This is a genomic window from Brevibacterium sp. 239c (assembly GCF_900169365.1).
GTDB lineage: Bacteria > Actinomycetota > Actinomycetes > Actinomycetales > Brevibacteriaceae > Brevibacterium.
Window position 1 is genome coordinate 35,969 of the sequence record NZ_FXZH01000017.1, and the last position, 11,810, is coordinate 47,778.

The window sequence follows — 11,810 nt, forward strand, 5'->3', positions numbered from 1 at the left end:
CCACCCTAGCTGAACACTGTTCAGGAATTGTGGTCGGGGACCAGGATCATTCCCATTCGATGGTGCCCGGAGGCTTGGAGGTGACGTCGAGGACGACCCTGTTGATGTCGTCGACTTCGTTCGTGATGCGGTTCGAGATCACCGAGAGCACGTCGTAGGGAACGCGTGTCCAGTCAGCGGTCATCGCGTCCTCACTGGAGACTGGGCGCAGCACGACCGGATGGCCATAGGTGCGCCCGTCGCCCTGGACACCCACCGAGCGCACTTCGGCCAGAAGGACGACCGGGCACTGCCAGATCTCCCCGTCGAGGCCGGCCTTGGTCAGCTCTTCGCGGGCGATGGCGTCGGCGCGGCGCAGGATCGACAGACGATCCTCGGTGACCTCACCGATGATGCGGATTCCGAGTCCCGGACCGGGGAACGGCTGGCGGGAGACGATGGCATCGGGGACGCCGAGTTCACGGCCGATGGCGCGGACCTCGTCCTTGAACAGGGCGCGCAGGGGTTCGATGAGTTCGAAGGTGATGTCATCGGGCAGGCCGCCCACGTTGTGGTGGCTCTTGATGTTTGCAGTGCCCGAGCCGCCGCCTGATTCGACGACGTCGGGGTAGAGCGTGCCCTGGACGAGGAACCCGATCTCTTCGCCCTCGTCCTTGGCCTCCAGTACGAGGTCGGCTGCGGCCTTCTCGAAGGTGCGGATGAATTCGCGGCCGATGATCTTGCGCTTGGTCTCCGGGTCGGTGACACCGGAGAGTGCGGACAGGAACTGCTCACGTGCGTCGATGGTGACCAGGCGGACGCCGATCGAATTCACGTAGTCGTTCTCAACCTGTTCGCGTTCGTTCTCACGCAGGAGTCCGTGATCGACGAAGACGCAGGTGAGCTGGTCACCGATGGCTTTGTGGACCAGTGCGGCGGCCACGGAGGAGTCAACTCCTCCTGACAGGGCGCAGATGACCTTCTTCGAACCGGCGCGGGCGCGGATCAGTTCGATCTGCTCGTCGATGACCGAGGTGTTGGTCCAGTCGGCGCTGAGTCCGGCGACGTTGAAGAGGAAGTTCTCGAGGATCTGCTGTCCGTACTCGGAGTGGAGGACCTCGGGGTGCCACTGCACGCCGGCGAACTTGCGTGCGGCACACTCGAAGGCCGCGACCGGGGTGTCCGCGGTCGAGGCGAGGACATCGAAGTCAGCGGGCGCCTCGGCGACGGAGTCACCATGGGACATCCACACCTTGTAGCTGTTCGGCGTCTCGGCCAAGAGCGCACCGGTGCTGGCGACGGTGACTGGGGTCGAGCCGTACTCGCGTTTGTCGGTCTTGGCGACCGTTCCACCCAGGGCCGTCGACATGAGCTGGAAGCCGTAGCAGATGCCCATGGTGGGCACGCCGAGGTCGAAGACTGCGGTGTCGAATCCGGGGGCGCTTTCATCGTTGACGCTCGACGGTCCACCCGAGAGCACGATGGCGACTGGATTCTTGGCTGCGAACTCCGCGGCCGGGGCGTCATGGGCGATGATCTCGGAATACAGTCCGGCCTCGCGGATCCGTCGGGCGATGAGCTGCGCGTACTGCGCACCGAAATCGACCACGAGGACAGGAGGCACCTGTGTGCTCTGGGTTTGCGTCATGACCTAATTCTAAACACCGGGCACCCAGTGCCCAACTACTGGCCTCAGCTCTTGGGAGCGACCACGACGGCCGCCGCCAATTCTGCTTCGACCTGACGGTGGATTCGACGCTCGAGGATGAACGACATCACCGGGACCACGCCGGCCAGAGCCAACACGATATAGCGGCCCAGGGTCCAGCGCATCTGCTGATTGAGCCAGAAACAGCCGATGAGGTAGACCACGTAGCACCAGCCGTGGCAGATCGCGATCGCGGCTGCCAGGTTGAAGCCGCCGAAGTTCAGTGCCGTCGCGGAGTCAGCGGCGATGAGGTACTTGTAGACCATCTCGACGGTGAGGATGAGGAGCATCGTTCCGGTGATGATGGCCATCACACGATAGAACTTCAGGGCATTGCGCGCCGAGGTGAAGCGTTTGACGCTCCACACATTGCTGTCATCGAAGTCGGGGCGGGAATCCAGGGACTCGGGTTCTTGGCTCACGCTCGGTTTCCTCCGGTCGGGGTGGTGTTGGTCGAATTGGCGGTGGCATCGGTCGAATCGGCGGTGGCATCGGTCGAATCGGCGTTGCCGCCGGCAGCGGATCTGCCGCGGCGGGTGCGAGGTTTCTTCGCTCCATGCCTGTGGGCAGGAAGCCCGGTCAGTCCCGACATCACCTCGGGATCGATCTTGGACTGGCCTGCAGACTTCACGACAACATACTCGTCGCGGTTCACCGGATCCTGAGAATCGGAGTCATCATCAAGGCGGCGGCGCATGAAATCATCGCGCAGCAGCTGCCACCACATGTACAGGGCCATGCCTGCGAAGATCAGCCATTCGATCGCGTAGCCAGCGGACTGCATATCGAATCCACCTTCGTCCCGCGTCATCGTCGGCGGCACGAAGGACAGTCCGTCTGTCGCGATGGAGGCTGCGTCACCGGTGGCTTCTTCGGGGATGAGGAACCCCGAATAGGTCAGCAGGTCGGGGAACATGTTGATCAGCTGCGCTGTGGAGACGCTGCGCACCTGCCCCTCGGGCAGTGAATTTCCGGGCATCGGACCCTCAACGGGACCGATCTGCGCCTTCATCTTGACTGGGCCCTCTGCCGCACGGGAGTCCATGGCGGTCTTCTCATCGGTGGTGAAGCCGCGCAGAACCGGAATCGCGATGGTCTTGTCGTCGGCGTTGGCACCGGCCGAATCGCCGAGGCGGGCATCATCGGGTGCGAACATCGTCACCACCCAGAAGCCTTTGCCCCCATCAAGGACGCGTCCGGGGACGACGACCTGATCGTCCGGGAGCCAGTGTCCGGACAGGCTCACCCGCTGATCGGCGAGGATGCCCGGCATGGGTGCTTGGGCCTCCATGACGTCGTTGAACGGTTCGATCTCCTCGACGTTCGCCGAATCGACAGCATCGTTCTTGTGCTGAGCCCGTTCAACCTGCCATGCCGAGAGTCCGACGAAGCAGGTGACCAGGATGAGCACGATCAGCAGGGACCCCAACCATTTGGGGGTCAGCGCCAGGCGGAACAGATCAAACCACCGATCCAGGCTGATAGGGCGAGACGGTGACGTCCACGCGCTGGAATTCCTTCAGGTCGACATAGCCGGTGGTCGCGAGTGCACGACGCAGGGCACCGGCGAGGTTGAGTTCGCCGATAGCGGTGCGTCCGGGGCCGAAGAGAACCTGCTCGAGACTGCCCACGGTTCCCAGCTCCACGCGGTGTCCGCGGGGAAGTTCGGGGTGATGCGCCTCGGCGCCCCAATGCATTCCACGGCCAGGGGCCTCGGTCGACCTAGCCAGAGCAGTGCCGAGCATGACGGCGTCGGCACCGACGCCGAAGGCCTTGACGATCTCACCGCTGCTGCCCAGTCCGCCATCGGCGATGACGTGGACATAGCGTCCGCCGGATTCGTCCATGTAGTCACGCCGAGCAGCGTGGACATCGGCGATCGCGGTGGCCATCGGAGCGTGGAGACCCAGGGTCTTGCGTGTCGTTGCGGCCGGCCCCCCGCCGAAGCCGACGAGGACACCGGCAGCGCCGGTGCGCATGAGGTGCAGGGCCGCGGTATAGGTGGCGGCACCGCCGACGATGACGGGAACATCGAGTTCGTAGATGAACTGTTTGAGGTTGAGCGGCTCCGTGTGCGAGGACACGTGCTCGGCGGAGACCGTGGTGCCGCGGATGACGAAGATGTCGACACCTGCGTCGATGACGGTCTTGTAGAACTGCTGAGTCCGCTGCGGGGTCAGGGCACCGGCGACGGTGACTCCTGCTTCCCGGATCTGTTCGAGGCGGGCCGTGATGAGTTCGGCCTGGATGGGTGCGGAGTAGAGTTCCTGCATCCGCGACGTCGCCATCTCAGCAGGCAGCTGAGCGATCTCGGCCAGCAGCGGAGTGGGGTCCTCGTAGCGGGTCCAGAGGCCTTCGAGGTCGAGGACGCCCAGGCCACCGTGCTTGCCCAGGGCGATCACGGTCTCCGGCGACATGGCGGAGTCCATGGGGGCTCCGATGAATGGGAGGTCGAACTTGTAGGCGTCGATCTGCCAGTCCAGGGATACGTCTTCGGGATCTCTGGTGCGCCGAGCAGGGATGACGGCGATATCGTCGAGTGAATAGCCGCGACGACCGCGCTTGCCTTTGCCGATTTCGATTTCAGAACTCACCCGAACAGCCTATCCCACCGCCCTGACGCCGGGGACTCAGCCCACTATGAGGAACGGTGAGTCTCCCTGGGCAGAACGGGTATCTCAGGGCGGGAAAAGCGGTATCTCAGCGTGCCAGGTAGTCGGCCACGACCGCCTCGGCGGCGGTGACGAAGGAGCGCACGTGCGGCAGATGCGCCTCGCGCTCGCGCACATGCATGACGACGCGGCGCACGGGGGTGGGGTCGGTGAGGCCGACCGCGGTCAGACCCGGCCGCAGCTGGGCAGACGACAGGCGCGGCAAGACCGTAATCGCCAGATTCGAGGCGACGAGGGCGAGGGCAGCGAACTCGTCTTCCGAGGCGGCGAAGGTCCGGGGTTCGAACCCGGCGGCAGCGCAGGCGAGGTCGACGACCTTGCTCGTCGGCCCAGCCCACAGGTCATAGTCGACCCACCGCTCGTCTTCGAGATCTTTGAACGGGACGGAGTCGAGCCTCGCGAATCGATGCCGGTCCGAGACCACGACTCGGTAGTCATCGTCGAAGAGGACCGTGCGCGTCATTCCCGGCAAGTGGACCTCGTCGTCCTGGGGAACTTCGCTGCGGATCTCGATCGTGCAGTGGCTGCGGCGGACCTTGGCCGGTTCATTGAGTTGGATGTCGAAGCGCATGTCCGGGTGTTCCAGGGCCACCGACTCGATGATTCCCGGCAGCAGTCCGGCGTTGAATGAGGTGAACGCTGCGATGCGCATACGGGGTCGACTTACGGTGCGAAAACTCTCCACGAGGCTGTCGAGTCTGCTCAGGCCGGTGAAGACGTCGGCAGATTCCTCGGCCAGGCGCTTGCCCAGATCTGTGATCTCGATGCCGCGCCCTGACCTGCGGTAGAGGGGGACGCCGACGGATTTCTGCAGCGTCGTGATGTGCTGGCTGATGGTGGCCGGCGTGTAGTTGAGACTCCTGGCGGCGTCGACGACGGAACCGGTGGCCACGACGGCCCGCCAGATGCGCAGTCGGTTGAGATCCCACATGCGTTCAGACTAGCCGATGATCGTTCGGTAGCGCCGAATGGTTGTTAGCAAATGATTGCTTTTCTCAATATGTTTATTCGGGGTGCTGTACGGCAGACTTGAGGCAGAGCTCGTCGTGCCCGGTACATCCCTGTCCGTGCGCATTGCATCGGGCCGTCATCGTGCAGCGTCGCATTTGCCACTGAGACCAGGTCAACTGCCTGGTCTCCGTCCTTGAAGGAGCACCATGACCGGAGCCGAGCTCATCACCATCGCCGGGGCCGCGACCGCTCTTGCCGTCACCCCCGGGCCCGAGACGATCCTCACGGTTCGCCTCTCGGCCCTGCGCCGCAAGGCCGGGCTGATCTATTCGCTCGGAACCGCCACCGGCATGACGATCTGGATGATCGCGGCCCTGACCGGAATCTCCGCCCTGCTCACAACTTTCCCTTCCGCACTCATCGTGCTCAAGGTCGTCGGCGGACTCTACCTGTGCTTCCTCGGCGCCCTGGCGGCTCGGCAGGCCCTGCGGATCCGCTCCGAACTGCGCGGGATGCCTCCGCGCGGCCAGGTCAGTGAGATCGCGGCAGCCACCGATGATCTCACCGAACTCGAAAGCGCTGAGCTTGAAGCCGCGCAGTCCGAGGCCGCCGAGGTGGGTGTCGGCTCCTCTGCCGACGCGAGCACCGAATCCGGTGCGAAGAAATCATGGGGACAGCTGCGGTCCGTCATCTCATATCGCCGAGGCCTGATCTCATCGTTGAGCAACCCGAAGGCGGGACTGTTCTTCCTCGCCGTCATGCCGACGCTGGTGCCCTCATCTGCGGCGGGAGCCGATTACCTGCTGCTGGTCTCGGTCGTGGTCGGGCTGATGCTGGCCTACCAGATCCTTCTCGCCTTCATGGCCGGTATGGCCGCGGCCGCCCTGCAGAGAAGAAGCACCGACTTCTACATCGAAGCCGTCTCCGCCGCCGTTCTCGTGATCATGGGCATCGCCGTCATCGCCATCCCGATGTAGTTCCAGCCGGCGGTCGGGGTGCCGACTGGGCACGCTGGCAACAGTCGCAGACAGACAAAGGTGCGGGCCGGGGGGAAATTCCCCGACTCGCACCTTTCTCGTGTCATGCAATATGACCTGAACCTGACATGGCTCTCAGCTGGCAGGCGGTACGGGACCGCTGCCGTCTGGACCACCGAGTGGACCTGTGTCTTCGGGTCCACCGCGGCGACCGGTGTCGTCGGGACCGCCCAGTGGGGTGTCGCTCCCGGCACTGGCGCCGCCGTGGCCGACGGTTCCGGCTGAACCATGTCCTGCGGTTCCGGCTCCACCGTGTCCGGTGCTGCCGACTCCGCCGGTTCCGATTCCGCTGTTTCCGGCACCGGTGGTGCTGGCGCCGCCGGCGTTGCCGCCAGCACTGTTGGCACTGCTGGCACTGGTGGCACTGCGGGCGTGACGGTCAGCTCCACCGTCATTGTCGACAGCGGCCTCGACATCGACCTTGTTGAGCATCTTGGCTGCGGCATCGCGACCACCCAGACCGAAGGCCAGGGCAGCGGCGGCGGCTCCGCCGATGACCACGGCACCGAAAGCCAGGTTGATGATCGAATCGGCCAGCCCCATGTAGCGCAGTCCCATCGCGATGAAGAGTGCAATGGCCGAGTACCGCAGGACCTTGCTGGCGGCGGAGTTCGTGATGAACTTGCCGATCAGTGCTGCGATGAGGAAACCTGCGGCGATGATTGCGGCACCGAAGAGGACGCTGCCACCGAGGTCGAGGATCTCATTGAGGATGTTCGTGATCTCGGGGAACCCGAGCAGACGCGTCGCCATGATTGCGAAGAAGATCATGATCGCAACCTGCACGATCTTGGTGATCACGCTTGAGGCGCTTGTGCCTTCGGGAACGATTCCGATGGACTCGACCGCACGATCCGTGCCGACTCCACGCAGAACTTCTTCGAGCAGGTTACCGAGGAACTTGGCAATGACCATGCCGATCGCCAGCAGGATGCCTGCCGCAATGATGAGCGGAATGGCGTTGAGGAAGATCTCCAGCATCTGCTGTGCCGGCTGCGAGATCGCCGCGATGCCCAACACCTGCAGTGCCGAGATCGAGACAACGATGATGATGACCCCGAAGACGAGGTTGCCGACTAGGGATGAGATCTTGGCGTTCGCCTCAGCGTTGGGATTACCGGCACCTGGGTGGCCCTGCTGCATCGGCTGACCCGGATGACCGGGCTGACCCTGGTAGCCCTGCTGACCTGGCTGACCCTGCTGGCCTGGCTGACCCTGCTGGGGCTGGCCGTAGGCAGCCTGCTGTGCGTTGACGTTGTTCTGCTGCGGCGCGGCGCCGGCGGCAGTCTCGGTGACACCCGTGGCGCGATCGCCGAATGAACGGAACTTCGACGTCAGCTTGGTCAGATCCACGGCATTGAGTGCCGTCTGAACCAGCTGTTTGGCGATCTTGGCGAAGACGAAGCCGATGAAGAAGATGAAACCTGCACCGATGATGTTGGGCAGGAATCCGAAGATTCCGTCGAGCAGTCCCTGCAGAGGACTGAGGACCTGATCGAGGTTGAACAGCTGCAGCACAGCGATGAGACCGAGCAGCCAGATGATCAATCCGCCGATCTGACCGATCGACTTTCCGATCTGTCGACCGTCGCTTCCGTCACGCTGCAGTGCCGGTATCTTCGTCACCAATTTCCCGATCGCCCATTTGACGATTGCAGCAAGTATCCATGTGACGATGAGTATAAGAATCGCCAGTCCCACTTTCGTGAGGACCGACCATATATCTGCGCTTTGCATTTCCGTCATCTCCTTCGGCTACGGCGAACTAGCAGTCCCTTTTTTCGCGGTTGCTGATTTGGAGTCTATTCACAACGGACACTCAGAACAAGGGCTAGCGAAGAGACGACGTCGGATAATGGAACAAACGATGCTGTGCCCAGAATCCCGTCCACAGGCGTATTTCAGTAACTTAACAATTCCTATATATTCAGGTCACGTTTACGCATCGGATAGGGTGTGATGCTCGTTTTTTCATTTCTCCACGGCAAACACCGACGGTGTTATCCGATAGACGAATGTTGGGGAATTTCACGCTCGATAGTCGAACTCACCGGGCCGTGACAGCCAAGTTCGCAGACACGGTGGCGTCGAATTCGCTCACGCAGAACGGTGAAATTCAAGCGCCACATTGTCGATGAGGTGAGTGCCTCCAACAGTCGCCGAGACCAGCAGCAGGGCCTGTCCTGCGAAGTCCTGGGCACACGGTCGAAAGGTCGTGGCGTCAACGAGGGCGAGATACACGAGGTCAAGGTCTCCTCGCTCAGCAGCTGCCTGAAGCACCGTCTCTGCTGCCGCTTCGACTCCAACCGGCGATCCGTCAGAAGCCGCGTCGGCTGCGGCATCCAGAGCACGAGGGATAGCCAAGGCTGCCGCTCGATCGGCCGGCGCCAAGTATTCGTTGCGGCTCGACATGGCTAATCCGTCGTCGTCGCGGACCACGGGCAGACCGATAAGTTCGATGTCGAAGTTGAGGTCAACGATCAGGCGTTTGACCAGGCAGAACTGCTGGATGTCCTTGAGCCCGAAAACCGCCGAGTCCGGTTTCGTCAGGGTGAAGAGCTTGGCCACCACCGTCAGGACTCCGTCGAAATGCCCGGGTCGCGCCGCGCCTTCATACACGGCGCCCATTCGTCCCGAGGAGACGGTGGCTTCGGGGGCCGAGGGGTACATCTCCCCCAGTGCCGGAGCAAACACGAAGTCCACTCCGGCTGCCTCACAGACGTCCAAGTCGGCCTGGAAAGGACGTGGGTATTGGAAGAAGTCTTCATCGGTTCGAAACTGCAGCGGGTTGACGAAGATGCTGGTCACGACCGCGTCCCTGGATGCCCGAGCCCGGTCCATCAGCGCCTGATGACCCGAGTGCAGTGCACCCATCGTCGGAACCAGGGACACGGTGCCCGTCTGCTGTTTCCGCCAGGCGCGCAGAGCTTGGATTCCGCCGACCTCCATCAGTCGAAGCTCCGCTCTGGTTCAGGGAATTCGCCGCTCTTGACCTCGTCGACGTAGCGGCCGACGGCATCGGTCAGCACCGAATGCAGGTCGGCATATCGCTTGACGAACCTGGGTGCCTTCCCTGTTCGCAGGCCCGCCATGTCCTGCCACACAAGCACCTGGGCATCGCAGTCGGCACCGGCGCCGATTCCCACGGTCGGGATCGCCATCTCTGCGGTCACCTGCCCAGCCAAGCCGGCTGGAACCATCTCCATGACCACGGAGAATGCCCCCGCCTCGGCGACGGCACGGGCATCGGCCAGCAGCGCATCACCGGCGCCACCACGGCCTTGGACCTTGTACCCGCCGAGGTTGTGCTCGGCTTGGGGCGTGAAGCCGATGTGAGCCATCACCGGGATGCCGGCGGTGGTGATCGCCTTGATCCGCGAGGCCACGGCCACGCCTCCTTCGAGCTTGACCGCGTGGACACCGGCTTCCTTCATGAAGCGCACGGCAGTCGCAACCGCCTGCTCATCGGAGATCTCATAGCTGCCAAACGGCAGGTCCGCGACGATGAGCGCTCGGGAGGTCGCGCTCGAGACGGCTCGGGCCAGCGGAATAAGCTCATCAACGGTGACGGGCAGCGTGGTCTCATGGCCGTAGACATTGTTGGCCGCGGAGTCACCGACCAGCAGCACCTCGACTCCGGCTTGCTCGAACAGTGCCGCCGTGTACTGGTCATAGCTTGTCAGCATCGCCCAGCGACGGCTCTCTGACTTGGCTTTGAGGAGGTCAAGAGTCCGGACCCGCCGAGGCGGAAGTGTGGCCGCACCAGCCGAAGCTGCACTCGCCGAAGCGGTACCGGCAGTGGGTGCGCTGGGAGCGGCCTGGCTGGAACCGCCCCCGTAGGGCGGAATCGTCTCGTCCTGATCAGCCACGGAATTCTCGGGCTGTGCGGGTGACTGTTCATGAGGCAAGGGCATGGGCATCCTCTTCGGTCGGCCTTCGTCTGGGTGGCGACGCATCGTCAGCGTCGCATGTGCACAAGTCGGCGGCAGGCGGTGGTGCCGGCCGAATCGTGCGGGTTCGCGTTCGGGTCGACTCGGATTGCGAGCCAGTTTCCAGACTAGATCATCGACCCCGGTCTGCCGCACATCGGTGTTTTACATTACGAGCGATGATCATTAAGCTCAAATCTGCGCAAAACTTTTTCGGGACGTACTGTTCCACTCTGTGAAGGACGATGATGACCACAACAGCTTCGATCGAGCTCACCCTCAAGGACATCTCCACAACCGGTTCGGACGACGAAATGTGCTCGACAGACCTTATCGACGCCCCGTGGGATGTCGACGTCAAACCCGGTTATGGGCCGGGTGCCTCGATGGACGATCCGATTCCCTCTTCGGCTCCGCGCCAGGGTGAGATTCCACGGGAGTACAGGGACGCCTCGGCGGCAGAATTGGACGAACGGATCGTGGCGGCCAAGACCGAGCTCGGCGATCGGGTCGTCATCCTCGGCCATCACTATCAGCGGGTCGAGGTCGTCGAGCACGCCGACTACATCGGCGACTCCTTCATGCTCGCCAAGGCCGCGCAGAACCACCCAGAGGCCGAAGCCATCGTCTTCTGCGGCGTGCATTTCATGGCCGAGACCGCGGACCTGCTCTCCACCCCGGAGCAGTCGGTGATCCTGCCCAACCTCGCCGCAGGCTGCTCGATGGCAGACATGGCCGACATCGACCAGGTCGAGGACTGCTGGGAACAGCTGAATGACCTGCTGGGCACCGAGCCCGACGCCGATGGCAAGGTGCCCGTCATCCCCGTCACCTACATGAATTCTTCGGCCGCGATCAAGGGATTCTGTGGCCGCAACGGTGGGATCGTGTGCACCTCATCCAACGCCGAGGTGGTCCTCGAGTGGGCCTTCGAGCGCGGTCAGCGCGTGCTCTTCTTCCCCGACCAGCACCTGGGCCGCAACACCGCACTGAACATGGGCATCGACCTGGACGCCATGCCACTGTGGAACCCCGCTCGCCCACTGGGCAACAACTCCCCCGACACCATCGAGGATTCGAAGGTCATCCTGTGGCAGGGATTCTGTTCGGTGCATAAACGCTTCACCCCCGCACAGATCGAAAAGGCGCGCATCGATCACCCCGATGTCCGCGTCATCGTCCACCCCGAGTGCCCGCAGGAGACCGTGGCCGCGGCCGACGAATCCGGATCGACGGCCTACATCACGAAGGCCATCGCCGAGGCAGCTGAGCCCACCACATTCGCGATCGGCACCGAGATCAACCTCGTCCAGAGGCTGGCTGCCGAGCATCCCGAGCACACCATCTTCTGCCTCGATCCCGTCGTGTGCCCGTGTTCGACGATGTATCGCATCCACCCCGGCTACATCGCCTGGGTCCTCGAAGCCCTGCTCGAGGATCAGGTGATCAACCAGATCACGGTCGACGCCGAGGTGGCTGATCCGGCTCGTGTGTCCCTGGAGCGGATGCTCGCCGCGAAACCCCGGATCTGAGC

At 63.2% G+C, this 11,810-nt stretch carries 10 protein-coding genes; 2 read left to right on the forward strand and 8 right to left on the reverse strand.

Annotated elements, in window-relative coordinates; translation table 11 throughout:
• Window positions 1–46 precede the first annotated feature (46 nt).
• The 5 genes from guaA to BSP239C_RS14900 form a co-directional block, all read right to left on the reverse strand.
• Complete coding sequence (guaA, locus tag BSP239C_RS14880; protein WP_101574143.1) at window positions 47–1,627, reverse strand: glutamine-hydrolyzing GMP synthase; 1,581 nt, start codon at window positions 1,625–1,627, stop codon at window positions 47–49.
• 44 nt (window positions 1,628–1,671) lie between these two features.
• Window positions 1,672–2,109: a DUF3817 domain-containing protein gene (locus BSP239C_RS14885; protein WP_101574144.1), complete on the reverse strand. Its 438-nt coding sequence runs from the start codon at window positions 2,107–2,109 to the stop codon at window positions 1,672–1,674.
• The gene (locus BSP239C_RS14890; RefSeq protein WP_101574145.1) at window positions 2,106–3,116 is read right to left on the reverse strand and encodes an SURF1 family protein; all 1,011 of its coding nucleotides are present in this window, start codon (window positions 3,114–3,116) and stop codon (window positions 2,106–2,108) included. The genes BSP239C_RS14885 and BSP239C_RS14890 overlap by 4 nt, the downstream gene beginning before the upstream one ends.
• 31 nt (window positions 3,117–3,147) lie before the next feature.
• A complete protein-coding gene (locus tag BSP239C_RS14895; RefSeq protein WP_101574146.1) occupies window positions 3,148–4,281 on the reverse strand; it encodes a GuaB3 family IMP dehydrogenase-related protein in 1,134 nt (377 codons plus the stop codon).
• A gap of 106 nt (window positions 4,282–4,387) precedes the next feature.
• A complete protein-coding gene (locus BSP239C_RS14900; protein WP_101574147.1) occupies window positions 4,388–5,290 on the reverse strand; it encodes a LysR family transcriptional regulator in 903 nt (300 codons plus the stop codon).
• Window positions 5,291–5,516: 226 nt separating this feature from the next.
• Here BSP239C_RS14900 and BSP239C_RS14905 point away from each other — a divergent pair, with 226 nt between their 5' ends.
• Window positions 5,517–6,287 (forward strand): LysE family translocator, encoded by a 771-nt coding sequence (locus BSP239C_RS14905; RefSeq protein WP_101574148.1) that lies wholly within the window; start codon window positions 5,517–5,519, stop codon window positions 6,285–6,287.
• A 135-nt stretch (window positions 6,288–6,422) separates the two neighbouring features.
• Here the strand turns inward: BSP239C_RS14905 and BSP239C_RS14910 are convergent, their stop codons facing one another.
• From BSP239C_RS14910 to panB, 3 genes are all read right to left on the reverse strand, one after another.
• Window positions 6,423–8,093: a mechanosensitive ion channel gene (locus BSP239C_RS14910; protein ID WP_308298071.1), complete on the reverse strand. Its 1,671-nt coding sequence runs from the start codon at window positions 8,091–8,093 to the stop codon at window positions 6,423–6,425.
• 351 nt (window positions 8,094–8,444) lie between these two features.
• Complete coding sequence (panC, locus tag BSP239C_RS14915; RefSeq protein WP_101574149.1) at window positions 8,445–9,296, reverse strand: pantoate--beta-alanine ligase; 852 nt, start codon at window positions 9,294–9,296, stop codon at window positions 8,445–8,447.
• The gene (panB, locus tag BSP239C_RS14920) at window positions 9,296–10,261 is read right to left on the reverse strand and encodes a 3-methyl-2-oxobutanoate hydroxymethyltransferase (RefSeq protein WP_374701037.1); all 966 of its coding nucleotides are present in this window, start codon (window positions 10,259–10,261) and stop codon (window positions 9,296–9,298) included. The genes panC and panB overlap by 1 nt, the downstream gene beginning before the upstream one ends.
• Before the next feature lie 263 nt (window positions 10,262–10,524).
• On the opposite strand from panB, the gene nadA reads away from it, so the two are divergent.
• Entirely contained in the window at window positions 10,525–11,808 is a 1,284-nt protein-coding gene (gene nadA, locus BSP239C_RS14925) for a quinolinate synthase NadA (protein WP_101574150.1), read from the forward strand.
• Window positions 11,809–11,810 lie beyond the last annotated feature (2 nt).